The organism is Stenotrophomonas maltophilia, from assembly GCF_047497515.2.
Classification (GTDB): Bacteria; Pseudomonadota; Gammaproteobacteria; order Xanthomonadales; family Xanthomonadaceae; genus Stenotrophomonas.
In genome coordinates this window covers 15,603-30,019 of sequence record NZ_JAXAXL020000015.1, presented here as the reverse complement: position 1 = coordinate 30,019, position 14,417 = coordinate 15,603, and the positions used below count along the sequence as shown (strand labels likewise).

Here is a 14,417-nt window from a genome sequence, read left to right as displayed (position 1 = left end):
GCCGGCCGCTGGCCGGCAGAACGCACCACCACCATTCAGCGCCCGGGCGTATGCTGGACCCCTGTCCCACGGAGCCGCCGCATGCACATCGTGTACAAGGCCGACAACCTGTTCGACGCCCACCTGGTCAAGCACGCGCTGGAAGACGCCGGCATTCCGGCCTTCGTGTTCGGCGAGTCGCTGCTGGGCGGCATGGGCGAGCTGCCGCTGTTCGGCGTACTTCGGGTCGGCATCCCGGATGCGGCGCGGCCGCAGGCCGAGGACATCGTGGCCGCGCTGGACTTGGGCCACGCGCCGGACGACCCCATTTCAGATGCAGACGACATTGCCGGCCTTCCGGCGTAGGAGCGCATCATGTTGGGAATTGGCCAGGGCATCCTCGGCATCGGGGCCTTCAAGCAGCGCCTGCCGCGCCCGGAAGAAGCACTGCCGGGGCGCGAGCAGCCGCTGCCGCTGCACAGCAACCAGCACTTCGTGAGCAGTCATCCGCTGAAGGACCGTTTCGCCGGCCTGCAGCAGATCCGCTTCGCGCTGGGCTGCTTCTGGGGCGCCGAACGCAAGTTCTGGAACGAGCCGGGCGTGTACAGCACGTCGGTCGGCTATGCCGGTGGCATCACTCCGAACCCGACCTACGAAGAGGTCTGCTCGGGCCTGACCGGCCACACCGAAGTGGTGCAGGTGGTGTTCGACCCGGCGGTGGTGAGCCTGGAACGGCTGCTGCAGCTGTTCTGGGAAAGCCACGACCCGACCCAGGGCATGCGCCAGGGCAACGACACCGGCACCCAGTACCGCTCGGCGATCCACGCCACCGACGAGGCGCAATACGCCGCCGCGCTGGCCAGCCGCGAGGCCTACCAGGCGCAGCTGGATGCGGCCGGTTACGGCCCGATCACCACCGAGATCGTGTACCCGGCACCGACGTACTACTACGCCGAGGATTATCACCAGCAGTACCTGGCGAAGAATCCGAACGGTTACTGCGGCATTGGTGGCACGGGCGTGAGCTGCCCGATCGGGCTGGATGTGGAGGGGCCGCGCTGACGCGCGGTGGTCCGCCTGCGGCGGGCAGAAGCCAAAGCCTGGTAGAGCCGACTGTTAGTCGGCTGAAAGCCAAAGCGGCTCTGGGTTGCTGATGGTTTGGCGGGACGGGGGCGGCTGGCAGGACACGCCGTAAACCCGTCCTTGGGGGCTCGGCCACGGCATCCATGCCGTGGACGGTCCCGCCATCTGCACCCGTCCCGCCTCCGATCATTTCCCGGTGACGGTGGGCAAGAGCATGGGTTACTGACGAACTGAAAGAAAACAAAAAGGACGCGGCCTTCGCCGCGTCCTTTCTGTTTGGTCCCGCATTGCTCCGTAGAGTCGAGCTTGCTCGACTGTGAGCAAGCGACGCGCGCGACCCGCTTTGCTCTTCTTTCTTTCTTCCGTGGCGGGCGGCCGCCGGAAACTGTCGAAGGCAGGGTGGGTAGGCCGTGCAGGGGCGTGAGCCGCATGGATGCGGCGACCGAGCTTACATGGACGTACTTGCAGCGTCCCCTGCACGGCCTACCCACCCTGCCAACCGCATGACCCGCTCTTCGCGACCAAGCCCCCGCCACGAGGGGCTCAGCCGTTCGCCGGAATCACAGTTCCGAACGAATGCGCTCGCGCAGCGCCTGCAGGTCCTTGGCAAACGCATCGATACCGGTCGCCAGCTTCTCGGTCGCCATCGGATCGGCCGCCAGGTCGGCGGCGAACTTCGCTGCGTCGATCGGGGTCACCGCTGCGCCGTCGGCGGCACCGGCCACCAGCTTGCGCGGCAGCTCGCCATGGTCGGCGTCCAGCTTCTCCAGCAGGTCCGGCGAAATGGTCAGGCGGTCGCAGCCGGCCAGCGCTTCGATCTGCGCGGTCGAACGGAACGAGGCGCCCATCACCACCGTCGGCGAACCGCGGCGCTTGAACTCGGCATACACGCCGCGCACGAACTTCACGCCCGGGTCTTCATCGATGGTGGCCGGGGTCTGGCCGTTGGCCACGTACCAGTCCAGGATGCGGCCGACGAACGGCGAGATCAGAAACGCGCCGGCTTCGCTGCAGGCCAGCGCCTGGGTCGGGTTGAAGATCAGGGTCAGGTTGCAGTCGATGCCCTCGGCCTGCAGGATGCGCGCCGCTTCCACGCCTTCCCAGGTCGCGGCGATCTTGATCAGGATCTTCTCGCGCGGCACGCCGGCATCGGCGTACATCTGGATGAACTGGCGGGCCTTGGCCACGGTCGCGGCGGTGTCGTGGGCCTGGTCGGCATCCACTTCGGTGGACACGCGGCCCGGCACCAGCGTGCTCAGCAGCGCGCCGACGCCGATGGTCAGACGATCGGCCACGGCGTGCACCACGGCTTCGCGGTCACCGCTCTGCTGGCGGCCCCAGGCCAGTTCGCGTTCGATCAGTTCGGCGTAGACCGGCAGGTCCAGCGCCTTCTTCACCAGGGTCGGGTTGGTGGTGCAATCCACCGGCTGCAGGCGCTTGATCGCGTCGTAGTCACCGGTATCGGCAACGACCACGGACAGTTCGCGCAGCTGGGACAGTTTGGACGGGGTACTCATTACGGCTCCTGGTGCAGGGGGATCGAATCGCGCGCGGTGCGCAGCGGTAATCAGGGGCGGTCGTTGTGGACCGCGGTCACGCGCAGGCGCAGCTTGCGGCCACCCGGCGCGTTCCAGTCGATGCTCTGGCCGACCGAAAGGCCAAGCAGTGCGCTGCCGACCGGGGCAAGCACGGAGACCTTGCCTTCGTCGACGTTGGCTTCGCGGGGGAAGACCAGGGTCAGGACGTGCTTTTCGCCCGACACCTCATCTTCGCACTCCACGCGCGAATGCATCATGACGATGCCTTCGGGAATCTGGTCCGGCGCCAGCACGGTGGCCCGGTTGAGTTCTTCAGCAAGTGCAAGTGCGGCAGGCGTCTGGCTCAGCGCAGGGGATTCGAGCATGGCGTCCAGGCGGTCCATGTCGAAGGTGGAAACGGTGATCGACGGCGGCAGGCCGCTGGCGGTGTTCATGGTGACGCTCCTTGGTTGAAAGCCATGCAAAAGGCGGCACCAGCCGGCGCCGCCTGTCTGTATTGTGGGGACAAATGCGGCCGGAATCGACTCCTGCCGATTCCGGGCCGATGCTGCGCAGGCTCAGCCGTTCAGCGCGGGGCCGGGCAGGGCGCTCGCCTCGCCGGTGGCGTTCACCGCATCGAGGGTGAACAGCGCCTGCGGCAGGCGCTTGAACTGGTTGGCCAGTTCCATCAAGAACTCGTTCATTGCCGAGCTGCGGCGCCAGATCATCGCGATGCGGCGGCTGGGCCGGCCTTCGCCGGTGAAATCGAGCAGGCGGATGTTGTTCGAACGCGGCACCGGCGGCTGTACCGACAGGCTTGGCAGCAGGGTGATGCCAACGTCGGCAGCGACCATCTGGCGCAGCGTCTCCAGGCTGGTGGCGCGGAATTCGGACTTTTCGTTGGCACCAAACAGGCGGCACACTTCCAGCGCCTGGTCGCGCAGGCAATGCCCGTCTTCAAGCAGCAGCAGCTTCTGCGTGGCCAGTTCCTGCACGTCCAGGTGTTCGCGGCGGGCCAGCGGGTGGCGCCCGGACACGGCCAGCAGGAAGGGTTCCTCGAACAGGAACTCGGCGTGCAGCTGATCGTCGATCACCGGCAGCGCCAGCAATGCAGCATCGAGCTTGCCTTCGCGCAGGCGGTCCAGCAGCACGTCGCTCTTTTCCTCGACCAGCAGCAGTTCCAGTTCGGGGAAGCGCTCGCGGATGCGTGGGATCACGTGCGGCAGCAGGTACGGGCCCAGGGTCGGGAAAATCCCCAGGCGCACCGTACCGGCCTCCGGATCGCGGCTGCGTCGCGCCGCTTCCTTCAACTGTTCCACTTCGGACACGATCACCCGTGCCCGCGCGGCGGCCTCCTGGCCGGCCGGGGTCAGCATCACCTTGCGCGGTGCGCGTTCCACCAGCGGCAGGCCCAGCTCTTCCTCCAGCTTGCGGATCTGCGTGGACAGCGTGGGCTGGCTGACGAAGCAGGAGGCGGCAGCCCGGCCGAAATGCTTGTGGTCGGCCAGGGCTACCAGGTACTTCAGATCACGTAGGTTCATCCTTACACCCCAGGGGTAACGGACCGGCTGACGGCTTGGTTACCCGGCAGGCAGACAATGTTCCCGGTGATCTGGGAACGATGGTTCAGGCAGCTTCAGCAACGGCACCGCTGCTGTTGCTCACCGACGAGCGGATCAAGTGGTCGAACGCGCTCAGTGCGGCGGTCGAGCCGGCGCCCATGGCGATGATGATCTGCTTGTAGGGCACCGTCGTGCAATCGCCGGCGGCGAACACACCCGGCAGATTGGTCTGGCCGCGGTCGTCGATGACCACCTCGCCACGCGGCGACAGCGCCACAACATCTTTCAGCCACTCGGTGTTGGGCAGCAGCCCGATCTGCACGAAGATACCCTCCAGCTCGACGCGGTGGGCATCGCCGCCGACACGGTCCTTGTAGACCAGGCCGGTGACCCGGCTGCCGTCGCCCAGCACTTCGGTGGTCTGCGCGCTGGTCAGCACGGTCACGTTGGCCAGGCTGCGCAGCTTCTTCTGCAGCACTTCGTCGGCGCGAAGGCCGGAATCGAACTCCAGAAGGGTCACATGCGACACGATGCCGGCCAGGTCGATGGCCGCTTCCACGCCGGAGTTGCCGCCACCGATCACCGCCACGCGCTTGCCCTTGAACAGCGGGCCATCGCAGTGCGGGCAGTAGGCCACGCCCTTGTTGCGGTACTGGTCTTCGCCCGGCACGTTCATCTGCCGCCAGCGCGCGCCGGTGGACAGGATGACCGAACGCGACTTCAGCACCGCGCCGTTCTCCAGCTGCACCTGCACCAGGCCGTCTTCACCGGCCGGCACCAGCGCGCTGGCGCGCTGCAGGTTCATGATGTCCACCTCGTACTCGCGCACGTGCTGTTCCAGCGCCGTGGCCAGCTTCGGGCCTTCGGTCTCCTTCACCGAGATGAAGTTCTCGATCGCCATGGTGTCCAGCACCTGCCCACCGAAACGCTCGGCGGCGATGCCGGTGCGGATGCCCTTGCGCGCGGCGTAGATCGCTGCGGCCGCGCCCGCCGGGCCACCGCCGACCACCAGTACGTCGAAAGCGTCCTTGGCGGCGATCTTCTCGGCATCGCGCTTGCTGGCATTGGTGTCCAGCTTGGCGACGATCTGCTCCAGGGTCATGCGGCCCTGATCGAACACCTCACCGTTGAGGTACACGGTCGGCACCGACATGATCTCGCGCTTCTCGACTTCGTCCTGGAACAGGGCGCCATCGATGGCCACGTGCTGGATGCGCGGGTTGAGCACCGCCGCCAGGTTCAGCGCCTGCACCACGTCGGGGCAGTTCTGGCAGGACAGCGAGAAGTAGGTTTCGAACTTGAAGTCGCCCTCCAGGTTCTGCACCTGCTCGATCAGCTCGGCGGTGGCCTTGGACGGGTGGCCACCGACCTGCAGCAGGGCCAGCACCAGCGAGGTGAACTCGTGGCCCATCGGCAGGCCGGCGAAGGTCAGGTGGATGTCCTGGCCCGGGGTGCCCAGGTCGAAGGACGGCACGCGGCCCTGGCCGTCGCGCAGCACCTGCAGCGAGATCTTGTCCGACAGGCTTTCCAGGGTCTGCAGCAGTTCCAGCATCTCCTGCGACTTGGCGCCGTCGTCGGCGTGCGCGGTGATCTGGATCGGGCGGGTCACGCGCTCCAGATAGGTCTTCAGCTGCGACTGCAGGTTGGCGTCCAACATCGGGTCATCTCCTGGCTTCAGGCAAACAGGGGGCGTGGCACCGCTGTAGAAGGTAGCGGACCAGCAGGGGGTAGGGGTGAACCCAAGACAGCGACCGTGGAAGGGGCTGGCTGGCCAAGGCGGGCGAGCGTTGGCTGTCTTGGGTTCACCCCCACGCCGGCGGGGGGACCGGCACGGGGATGAGGGGCGCGCCGTGGCGTGGGGCCACGGCAGGCCGGTACTGCCTTAGATCTTGCCGACCAGGTCCAGCGACGGGGTCAGGGTCTTCTCGCCTTCCTTCCACTTGGCCGGGCACACCTGGTTCGGGTTGGCGGCGGTGAACTGGGCAGCCTTCAGCTTGCGCAGGGTCTCGGAGACGTCACGGGCGATCTCGTTGGAGTGGATCTCCAGGGTCTTGATCACGCCTTCCGGGTTGATGATGAAGGTGCCGCGCAGGGCCAGGCCTTCTTCCGGAATGTGCACGCCGAAGGCGTTGGTCAGCTGGTGGGTCGGGTCGCCAACCAGCGGGAACTGGGCCTTGCCCACGGCCGGCGAGGTTTCGTGCCACACCTTGTGCGAGAAGTGGGTATCGGTGGTGACGATGTAGACCTCGGCGCCGGCCTTCTTGAATTCGGCGTAATGGTCAGCGGCGTCTTCGATCTCGGTCGGGCAGTTGAAGGTGAAGGCGGCCGGCATGAAGATCAGGACCGACCACTGGCCCTTCAGGGTGCTGTCGGAAACCTTGATGAACTCGCCATTCAGGTAAGCGTTGGCTTCGAACGGCTGGATCTGGGTGTTGATCAGGGACATCGTTATTCCTCTGGGTGAAGGGGAGTGGGTGAATCGACAGGAGCTAGGTTACCGACTCGCTGGCGATAAGAACAATCCATTGATTGCATCTATTTGATATATGGAGTCTATCAAAATGCACTGAGCAGGCACTGAACCCGGCCGCCGCCATCCTGCAACTGCCTGTGTGACAAGGAAAATCTTCCTTGGCGGGTGAAGATGGGCGATAGCCGCTTCTTATCCCGTTCGCCAGAACCTGAACGGATTCCGGCGTTCCGTAGCGTCGAGCTTGCTCGACTATGGGCGCGGAGCAGTCGAGCAAGCTCGACTCTACAATTGCGGCATGTCCGTCAAAATCGAACCCTCCCTGCGCCAGGTCGTGGCCGAGGCCAGTGCCCGCCTGGGCGGCCTCGAGGCCCGCCATGAGGCCGAACTGCTGCTGCTGCACGTGCTGGAGCGCCCGCGCAGCTGGCTGTTCGCGCACGCCACCGACCCGCTGGCCGCCGCCGACCAGGCCGCCTTTGAAACGCTGCTGGCGCGCCGCGCCGCTGGCGAGCCGGTGGCCTACCTGACCGGCCGCCGCGGTTTCTGGACGCTGGACCTGGAGGTCGATCCGGCCACCCTGATTCCGCGCCCGGAAACCGAACTGCTGGTCGAACTGGCGCTGGATCGCCTGCCGCTGGACCGCGAACTGCAACTGGCCGATCTCGGTACCGGCAGCGGTGCGATCGCGCTGGCGCTGGCCAGCGAACGGCCGCGGGCGCAGGTGCTGGCCACCGACGCCAGCCCGGGTGCGCTGGCCGTAGCCGCGCGCAACGCCGCGCGCCATGAACTGCACAACGTGCGCTTCGCCGCGGGCGGGCACGAGTGGTATGCGCCGCTGCAGGGCGCGCGCTTCGACCTGATCGCCAGCAACCCGCCGTACATCGCCAGTGACGATCCGCATCTGCAGCAGGGCGACCTGCGCTTCGAACCGTCCACCGCGCTGGCCTCCGGCGTGGATGGCCTGGACGACATCCGCCGCATCGTCGACGGTGGCCAGGCCCATCTGCTGCCCGGCGGCTGGCTGCTGATCGAACATGGCTGGGACCAGGGCGAAGCGATCCGCGCGCTGTTCGAGGCGGCGCGTTTCGCCGACGTGCAGACGGTGCGGGACCTGGAGCAGCGCGACCGCATCACCCTCGGCCGGCGACCGGCCTAGAATGGAGGTTCTCCTGCCCCGGCAGGGCATCACCCTGGAGCTGCAAGCATGCGTACGCTGTACCCCGCCATCACCCCCTACGACGTCGGCACCCTGAAGGTCGACGACCGCCATACGCTGTACTTCGAACAGTGCGGCAACCCGGACGGCAAGCCGGTGGTGATGCTGCACGGTGGTCCTGGTGGCGGCTGCAGCGACAAGATGCGCCAGTTCCACGACCCGGCCAAGTACCGCATCATCCTGTTCGACCAGCGCGGTGCCGGCCGTTCCACCCCGCACGCCGACCTGGTGGACAACACCACCTGGGACCTGGTTGCCGATATCGAAAAACTGCGCGAACACCTGAAGGTCGATCGCTGGCAGGTGTTCGGCGGCAGCTGGGGCTCGACCCTGGCCCTGGCCTATGCCGAAACCCACCCGCAGCGCGTGACCGAACTGGTGCTGCGTGGCATCTTCATGCTGCGCCGCTGGGAACTGGAGTGGTTCTACCAGGAAGGCGCCAATCGCCTGTTCCCGGATGCGTGGGAGCACTACCTGAAGCCGATTCCGGCCGTCGAGCGCCACGACCTGATCTCGGCCTTCCACCGCCGCCTGACCAGTGACGACGAAACCACCCGCCTGGAAGCGGCCAAGGCGTGGGCGGTGTGGGAAGGCGCGACCAGCTTCCTGCACGTGGATGACGACTTCATCAACAGCCACGAAGACCCGCACTTCGCGCTGGCCTTCGCCCGCATCGAGAATCATTACTTCGTCAACGGCGGCTTCTTCGAGGTGGAAGACCAGCTGCTGCGCGACGCACACCGCATCGCCGACATCCCGGGCGTGATCGTGCACGGTCGCTACGACGTGGTCTGCCCGCTGGCCAACGCCTGGGACCTGACCAAGGTATGGCAGAAGGCGAAGCTGGAAATCACCCCGGCCTCGGGCCACTCGGCGTTCGAAGCCGAGAACATCGACGCGCTGGTACGCGCCACCGATAGCTTCGCCTGATCGGAGGTAGTGCCGGCCGCTGGCCGGCAACGCCAGGGGGCAGATCCCTTCCCACGGAACGGGATCTGACCCCGAACCGGATGCATCGATCGGTGGCGCCGGGCCATCCACGCATGGCGTGGATCTACCACAGCCCGGTAGTGCCGGCCGCTGGCCCCGACCCGGATGCACTGACCGGTAGATCCACGCCATGCGTGGATGGGGGGGCAGCGCAGGAGCCTCCACGCATGGCGTGGATCTACCACTCCCCGGCCAGCAACGCGTCGGCCAGCACCTGCAGTTTCGGTGAGTGCTGCCGCGACGGCGGGTAGATCAGCGACAGCGCGCGGCTGCGGCCTTCAAAGGGCTGCAGCACGCGTTGCAGGCGGCCATCAGCCAGGGCATCGGCCACCGCGAAATCCATCACCTGCACGATGCCGATGCCGGCAATTGCCGCCTCGACCAACGGGTCGCCGCAGTCAAACACCATTCGCGCCGGCGGCGTGACCTCCCGCAGTTGCCCTTCCTGCAGGAACTGCCAGTCCACCAGCCGCCCGCTGCGCAGGTTGCGCACGGCCAGGCAGGCGTGATCCTGCAGCGCGGCCACATCGACTGGCTCGCCGCAGCGGGCGAGGTAGCCCGGGCTCGCCACCGTCAACCAGCGCAGTGGCTTCAACGGGCGCGCCACCATCCGCTGGTCGGCGATGGTGCCGGTGCGCAGGGCGGCATCGAAGCCTTCCTCGACCAGATCGACCAGGCGATCACTGAGCACCGCCTCCACCTGCAGCTGCGGGTGCTGCTGCAGCAACGGACCCAGCAGCGGCACCAGCACCTTGCGCCCGAACATCGACGGCGCACTGATCTTCAGCGTGCCCGAAGGCGTGCACGGGCGATCGGCCAGCTGCCGCTCGGCATCGTCGAAGCCACACAGCAGCGGCGCCACCTGGTCAACGAACTGGCGGCCATCTGGAGTCAGTGCCACGTTGCGGGTGTTCCGCTGCAGCAGCTTCACCCCCAGCGTGGCCTCCAACCGGCTGATCGCACGCGACAGCCCGGACTGGCTCAGGCCGAGCTGGCCGGCGGCGACAGTGAAGCTGCGCGCCTCGGCCACCTGCACCAGCATGCGCACCGCATTGAGGTCCAACGAGGATCCATTCATGCGGAAAATCATGACAGATATGGTCGGGTAGGGGTTTATAGATGACGCCGCATCAATGAGACTGCGCTCCCCACCGATCCATCGCCGCCGATGCCCCCTCTCAAGTACCCGCGCTGGGCCCTGACCCTGCTGGCCACCGCCCAGCTGATCATTGCCCTGGACGCCACCATCATCTTCGTCGCCCTGCATGACATGGGGCGCGCGCTGCAGATCAACGCGCAGCAGCTGCAGTGGGTGGTCAGTGCCTACACCGTGGCCTTCGGCGGCAGCCTGCTGTTGGGCGGGCGCGCCGCCGACCTGATCGGGCGCCGCCGCTTCTACCGGCTGGGCATGCTGCTGTTCGCGCTGGCCTCGCTGCTGGGTGCGCTGGCGCCCAATGCCACGCTGTTGATCGTCGCGCGTGCGGCGCAGGGTATCGGCGCTGCATTGTTGTTCCCGGCCACGCTGGCGCTGATCAACACGCTGTACAGCGAAGGCCCAGTACGCAACCGCGCGCTGGCGATCTGGAGCATGGCCAGCGCGGTCGGGTTGGCGTTGGGAACGCTTCTCGGCGGCGTGTTGACCCAGGCGTTCGGCTGGCCAGCGGTGCTGGCGGTGATCGTGCCGTTGGCCACCGCGTGTGCGGTCGCGGCCGGTGCGTGGCTGCCGGCCGATGGCCCACGGGTGCAGGGCCGTTCATTCGACCTGGCCGGTTGCCTCACCGTCACTGCCGGCGGCAGCCTGCTGGTCACCACGCTGGTGCAAGGGCCGGAGTGGGGCTGGACGGCGCCGGCGACGATGATCTGCCTGCTGCTCTCCGTTGTACTGCTGGCGGTGTTCGTGCAGATCGAGAAGCGCAGCCGTGACCCGCTGATGCAGTTCGCGCTGCTGCGCCTGCCGGGCCTGCGCGCGGCGCTCGGCCTGACCTTCGCCTTCATGAGCAGCTATGGCGTGCAGTATTACTTCCTGGCGCTGTACTTCCAGGATGGCTACGGCTGGAGACCGCTGCAGGCGGGCATGGCGTTCCTGCTGCCGACACTGGTGTGCACGTTCGGCATCCGCATCGCCGAACGCATGCTGCGGCGCCGTTCGCCGCGACAGGTGCTGGCCCGCGGCTTCGCAGCAGGTGCCATCGGCATTGCCGCGGTGGCATTGGCGATGCCGCATGGCGCCAGCTATTGGCCGCTGCTGCCGGGCATCGTGGTGCTCAGCATCGGCCAGGGCATGAGCTGGACGGCGATGTGGATCGTCGCCGGGCAGGGGGTGCCGGGTCCGCAGCAGGGTGTTGCGTCCGGTATGGCGGCCACCGCCCAGCAGATCGGCGGTGCGCTGGGATTGGCGGTGCTGGTGATGGTGGCCAACGCCGCGCGCGGCACGCAGGCGGCCACCAGTCCTGATGCCCTGCAGGGCATGGTCAATGCACAGTTCGGCGCCGCGCTGTTCGCCGCGCTGGGCGTGGTGATCGCGCTGGGCCTGCGCCCGGCAGCGGTAGCGGTAGTGCCGGCCGCTGGCCGGCAAACCCATTGATTCCCTACTCTGAAGTTGCCGGCCAGCGGCCGGCACTACCGGTTCGGGGTAGCGGCCGGCACTACCGATTCGGGGTAGCGGCCGGCACTACCGATTCGGGGTAGATCCACGCCATGCGTGGATAGGGTCATGCCAGGGCGAGCAACTGCGGCTGCAACGCGCTGAAAATCCGCGCCAACCGTTCCGCCCAGGCCTGCTGCCCAGCCACATCGGCAATCAGGTCCTGGCGGATTTCCAGTTCCACGTGCACAAGGCCACGGCCTTCGCCATGCACCGGCACTGCGTAGTCGCTGGTGCTGCTGACCGAATATGGTTCGTTGTCGCCCACCACCAGGTCGCCTTCGTCGCGCAGCGCCTGCAGCAGGGCATGGGCGAAACGCGTGTCCTGGTGGTACAGCACGCCGGCCTGCCACGGACGCTGCATGCCGTTCATCACCGGGGTGAAGCTGTGCATCATCACCAGCAGGGTGGGGCAGCCGGCATCGCGGCGTGCGTCCAGTTCGGCGTCGATGCGCGCGTGATAGGGCGCATGGATTGCATCGATGCGTTGCTGCCGCTGCGCTGCCGACAGCCCGGCATTGGCTGGCACCACGGTGCGGTCGCTCACTTCCGGAATCAGCGTGGGCGAGGCCAGCGGGCGGTTGCAGTCGATCAGCAGCCGCGAATAGGTCTGTTCGATGGCCCAGGCATCCAGCCGTTCGGCCAGTGCGCGGGTGGTGCCGGCGATGCCGATGTCCCAGCCGATGTGACGGTCCAGTTCGGCCTGCGGCAAGCCCAGGCCGGCGAGGGCACGCGGCACCTGCTGGCCGGCGTGGTCGGCCAGCAGCAGGAACGGCGACGCGCCCTGCGCCCGGTGGATCGTGTAGATCGCCGGGTCGTCGGCGCCGAGCAGTGCCGGCAGCGCGTGCAGGTCGGCGTCAGCCACGCGCGCGTCCGTCCAGATGGTGCTCGATCATCCACAGGCCCGCCCACAGCTTGGCGTCCAGCTCGTAGCCCTCGCCCATCTTCTGCACCAGCCAGGCCGCAGCCTGCGCGCGCGGAATCTCGTGCACGGTGATGTCTTCACTGTCATCGCCGCCGCCTTCGCCGATCCGGCGCAGGCCGGTGGCGCGAACGAAGGCGATCTTCTCGCTGCTGGCACCGGACGAGGTCGGGCCGATCATCAGCACTTCGGCATGATCGGCGGTCCAGCCGGTTTCTTCTTCCAGCTCGCGCACGGCCGAGACTTCAATCGACTCGCCGGCATGGATGTCGCCGACCAGGCCGGCCGGCATCTCGATGGTCGGTGCCTGCAGCGGCACGCGGAACTGTTCGACGAACAGCACCTTGTCCTCGGGGGTGACGGCGATGATGATCGCTGCCAGGCCCCCGGCGTGGGTGCGTTCGCTGTATTCCCAGGTGCCGCGCACCAGCATGCGCTGGTACTTGCCTTCATAGACGACACGCGGGGCTTCGGTGTTGCGCTGGCTCATGCGGGCTCGCTGTGGATGGGAAGAGGGTCGGTCACGCCGGCGGCATCGAACAGCCGCCGCCGGGTCATCGGGCCGAAGCGCAGGGTCTGGCACAGGCCACCGAGCAGCTCGGGGTCGGCGGCCTGGCGCAGCAGGCCGGTCTGGCTGCCTTCCAGCGGTGCGTCCAGCGCAATGGTGGTCAGCTGGCGCCAGAGCTGGGCGTGCTCGCGCTGTTCACGCAGGCGCACGGCCATCTGCGCGGCACCGCGCAGGCGCAGGAACGGCACTTCGTCCAGGCGCTCGTACAGTGCGTCCATGCTGCCGAAATGGGCCAGCAGCACCGCAGCGGATTTGCTGCCGACGCCGCTGACACCGGGAATGTTGTCCACCGCGTCGCCACACAGGGCCAGGTAGTCGGCGATCTGGTGCGCGTGCACACCGTGCCGCGCCTTGACGCCGGCCACGTCCCAGCGCTGGTTGCGCGCGTAGTCCCATTGTTCGTCGTGGTCGAGCAGCAGCTGCGACAGGTCCTTGTCGGCGGAAATGATCACGCCGCGATGGCTGCCACGGTGCCTGTGCAGCGCGCTGCCGATCAGGTCGTCGGCCTCGTAGTCGTGGTGGGCCAGCACCACCAGGCCCAGCGCCGCGCACAGCGCCTTGCAGTGCACGAACTGGCGCTTGAGCGCTTCCGGCGCTGGATCGCGGTTGGCCTTGTAGGCCGGATACAGGCGATGCCGGAAGCCGCTGTCGAGGGCTTCGTCGAAGGCGATGGCGATGTGACGGGGGCGCTCGCGCTCAAGTAGGTCCAGCAGGAAGCGGGCGAAGCCGTGCACGGCGTTGGTCGGCCAGCCCTGCGCGTCCTGGAACTGGTCCGGCAGCGAGTGCCAGGCCCGGAACACGTAGATGCTGGCGTCGACCAGGTACAGCGAAGGTGCCGGTGCCGGCAGCGTCATGCCGGCGGCGTCCAGTCGCGCAGCAAGGCTGCCGGGTCGGGGCGTTCGCGTTCGGGCACGGCCGCCTTGGGGGTGCCGATGTGGATGAAGCCGGCGATGGCTTCGCCCTCGGCCAGGCCCAGGTAGGCGTGCACGGCGGGGTCGAAGGCCATCCACGCCGTCAGCCACTGTGCGCCGAAGCCCAGCGCCTGCGCGGCCTGCAGCAGGGCAAAGCAGACGCAGCCGGCGGTCATCAGCTGCTCCTGCTCGGGCACCTTCGGGTCCGGGCGCGGGCTGGCCACCACCACGATCACCAGCGGTGCGTGGCTGAAGCGCTGGCGGTCCTTCTCGAACACCGCCTCGCCGGCCTGCGGGTCGCGCTGGCGGGTGCGTTCGACCAGGAAGTCGCCCAGAGTGTGACGTGCATCGCCGGCGATCTTCAGGAAGCGGAAGGGCACGCGCTTGCCGTGGTCGGGCACGCGCACCGCCGAGGCCAGCATCCGCTGCAGGGTGGCCGGGTCCGGGCCGGGCTCGCCCAGTTGCCGCGAAGGCACGGAGCGGCGGGCATCCAGGGCGAGCAGGGCGGCGGGGTCGGGCATGGTGTCTGAACCGGTCATCACGGGTGTTTGATTA

15 protein-coding genes are annotated in these 14,417 nt (G+C 67.6%); 5 read left to right on the top strand and 10 right to left on the bottom strand.

Annotation, left to right across the window (positions count from 1 at the left end; genetic code table 11):
• Positions 1-81: 81 nt before the first annotated feature.
• Together ACMZPQ_RS17775 and msrA are read left to right on the top strand one after the other, a co-directional pair.
• Positions 82-345: a putative signal transducing protein gene (locus ACMZPQ_RS17775; RefSeq protein ID WP_046987838.1), complete on the top strand. Its 264-nt coding sequence runs from the start codon at positions 82-84 to the stop codon at positions 343-345.
• Positions 346-375: 30 nt separating this feature from the next.
• Positions 376-1,041 carry a peptide-methionine (S)-S-oxide reductase MsrA gene (msrA, locus tag ACMZPQ_RS17770; protein ID WP_197583676.1) on the top strand — a complete coding sequence of 222 codons (666 nt, stop codon included), beginning with the start codon at positions 376-378 and terminating at the stop codon, positions 1,039-1,041.
• A gap of 581 nt (positions 1,042-1,622) precedes the next feature.
• Here the strand turns inward: msrA and ACMZPQ_RS17765 are convergent.
• From ACMZPQ_RS17765 to ahpC, 5 genes are all read right to left on the bottom strand, one after another.
• Positions 1,623-2,579: a transaldolase gene (locus ACMZPQ_RS17765; protein ID WP_197583669.1), complete on the bottom strand. Its 957-nt coding sequence runs from the start codon at positions 2,577-2,579 to the stop codon at positions 1,623-1,625.
• 50 nt (positions 2,580-2,629) lie between these two features.
• Positions 2,630-3,034: a nucleoside diphosphate kinase regulator gene (gene rnk / locus ACMZPQ_RS17760; protein ID WP_197583670.1), complete on the bottom strand. Its 405-nt coding sequence runs from the start codon at positions 3,032-3,034 to the stop codon at positions 2,630-2,632.
• A gap of 123 nt (positions 3,035-3,157) precedes the next feature.
• Positions 3,158-4,120 (bottom strand): LysR substrate-binding domain-containing protein, encoded by a 963-nt coding sequence (locus ACMZPQ_RS17755; protein WP_197583671.1) that lies wholly within the window; start codon positions 4,118-4,120, stop codon positions 3,158-3,160.
• An 85-nt stretch (positions 4,121-4,205) separates the two neighbouring features.
• Complete coding sequence (gene ahpF / locus ACMZPQ_RS17750) at positions 4,206-5,798, bottom strand: alkyl hydroperoxide reductase subunit F (RefSeq protein WP_197583672.1); 1,593 nt, start codon at positions 5,796-5,798, stop codon at positions 4,206-4,208.
• Between the two features lie 225 nt (positions 5,799-6,023).
• Complete coding sequence (gene ahpC / locus ACMZPQ_RS17745; RefSeq protein ID WP_004144811.1) at positions 6,024-6,587, bottom strand: alkyl hydroperoxide reductase subunit C; 564 nt, start codon at positions 6,585-6,587, stop codon at positions 6,024-6,026.
• A gap of 322 nt (positions 6,588-6,909) precedes the next feature.
• Between ahpC and prmC the strand changes: the two genes are divergently transcribed.
• Together prmC and pip are read left to right on the top strand one after the other, a co-directional pair.
• Positions 6,910-7,767, top strand: a complete 858-nt coding sequence (gene prmC / locus ACMZPQ_RS17740; RefSeq protein WP_197583673.1) for a peptide chain release factor N(5)-glutamine methyltransferase — start codon at positions 6,910-6,912, stop codon at positions 7,765-7,767.
• A gap of 48 nt (positions 7,768-7,815) precedes the next feature.
• Positions 7,816-8,757: a prolyl aminopeptidase gene (gene pip / locus ACMZPQ_RS17735; RefSeq protein ID WP_197583674.1), complete on the top strand. Its 942-nt coding sequence runs from the start codon at positions 7,816-7,818 to the stop codon at positions 8,755-8,757.
• A gap of 238 nt (positions 8,758-8,995) precedes the next feature.
• On the opposite strand, the gene ACMZPQ_RS17730 is transcribed toward pip, so the two are convergent.
• Entirely contained in the window at positions 8,996-9,895 is a 900-nt protein-coding gene (locus ACMZPQ_RS17730; RefSeq protein ID WP_312647086.1) for a LysR family transcriptional regulator, read from the bottom strand.
• A 90-nt stretch (positions 9,896-9,985) separates the two neighbouring features.
• Between ACMZPQ_RS17730 and ACMZPQ_RS17725 the strand changes: the two genes are divergently transcribed.
• Complete coding sequence (locus tag ACMZPQ_RS17725; protein ID WP_414486101.1) at positions 9,986-11,401, top strand: MFS transporter; 1,416 nt, start codon at positions 9,986-9,988, stop codon at positions 11,399-11,401.
• A 127-nt stretch (positions 11,402-11,528) separates the two neighbouring features.
• Here the strand turns inward: ACMZPQ_RS17725 and ACMZPQ_RS17720 are convergent, their stop codons facing one another.
• From ACMZPQ_RS17720 to ACMZPQ_RS17705, 4 genes are read right to left on the bottom strand one after another with little or no spacing between them, the layout of a single operon-like run.
• Positions 11,529-12,326 carry an N-formylglutamate amidohydrolase gene (locus tag ACMZPQ_RS17720; protein WP_197582137.1) on the bottom strand — a complete coding sequence of 266 codons (798 nt, stop codon included), beginning with the start codon at positions 12,324-12,326 and terminating at the stop codon, positions 11,529-11,531.
• The gene (locus tag ACMZPQ_RS17715; protein ID WP_049457965.1) at positions 12,319-12,873 is read right to left on the bottom strand and encodes an NUDIX hydrolase; all 555 of its coding nucleotides are present in this window, start codon (positions 12,871-12,873) and stop codon (positions 12,319-12,321) included. Before ACMZPQ_RS17715 ends, ACMZPQ_RS17720 begins: the two co-directional genes overlap by 8 nt.
• Positions 12,870-13,805: a 5'-3' exonuclease H3TH domain-containing protein gene (locus ACMZPQ_RS17710; RefSeq protein ID WP_197582136.1), complete on the bottom strand. Its 936-nt coding sequence runs from the start codon at positions 13,803-13,805 to the stop codon at positions 12,870-12,872. The genes ACMZPQ_RS17715 and ACMZPQ_RS17710 overlap by 4 nt, the downstream gene beginning before the upstream one ends.
• Positions 13,802-14,383 (bottom strand): nitroreductase family protein, encoded by a 582-nt coding sequence (locus ACMZPQ_RS17705; protein ID WP_197582135.1) that lies wholly within the window; start codon positions 14,381-14,383, stop codon positions 13,802-13,804. Before ACMZPQ_RS17705 ends, ACMZPQ_RS17710 begins: the two co-directional genes overlap by 4 nt.
• Positions 14,384-14,417: the final 34 nt, after the last annotated feature.

Coding starts and splice junctions, on each gene's coding strand:
- ahpC (WP_004144811.1), bottom strand. CDS start 6,587: ATGTCCCTGATCAACACCCAGATCCAGCCGTTCGAAGCCAACGCTTAC.
- ACMZPQ_RS17775 (WP_046987838.1), top strand. CDS start 82: ATGCACATCGTGTACAAGGCCGACAACCTGTTCGACGCCCACCTGGTC.
- ahpF (WP_197583672.1), bottom strand. CDS start 5,798: ATGTTGGACGCCAACCTGCAGTCGCAGCTGAAGACCTATCTGGAGCGC.
- ACMZPQ_RS17705 (WP_197582135.1), bottom strand. CDS start 14,383: ATGCCCGACCCCGCCGCCCTGCTCGCCCTGGATGCCCGCCGCTCCGTG.
- ACMZPQ_RS17730 (WP_312647086.1), bottom strand. CDS start 9,895: ATGAATGGATCCTCGTTGGACCTCAATGCGGTGCGCATGCTGGTGCAG.
- prmC (WP_197583673.1), top strand. CDS start 6,910: ATGTCCGTCAAAATCGAACCCTCCCTGCGCCAGGTCGTGGCCGAGGCC.
- ACMZPQ_RS17755 (WP_197583671.1), bottom strand. CDS start 4,120: ATGAACCTACGTGATCTGAAGTACCTGGTAGCCCTGGCCGACCACAAG.
- ACMZPQ_RS17725 (WP_414486101.1), top strand. CDS start 9,986: ATGCCCCCTCTCAAGTACCCGCGCTGGGCCCTGACCCTGCTGGCCACC.
- pip (WP_197583674.1), top strand. CDS start 7,816: ATGCGTACGCTGTACCCCGCCATCACCCCCTACGACGTCGGCACCCTG.
- ACMZPQ_RS17715 (WP_049457965.1), bottom strand. CDS start 12,873: ATGAGCCAGCGCAACACCGAAGCCCCGCGTGTCGTCTATGAAGGCAAG.
- ACMZPQ_RS17710 (WP_197582136.1), bottom strand. CDS start 13,805: ATGACGCTGCCGGCACCGGCACCTTCGCTGTACCTGGTCGACGCCAGC.
- rnk (WP_197583670.1), bottom strand. CDS start 3,034: ATGAACACCGCCAGCGGCCTGCCGCCGTCGATCACCGTTTCCACCTTC.
- ACMZPQ_RS17765 (WP_197583669.1), bottom strand. CDS start 2,579: ATGAGTACCCCGTCCAAACTGTCCCAGCTGCGCGAACTGTCCGTGGTC.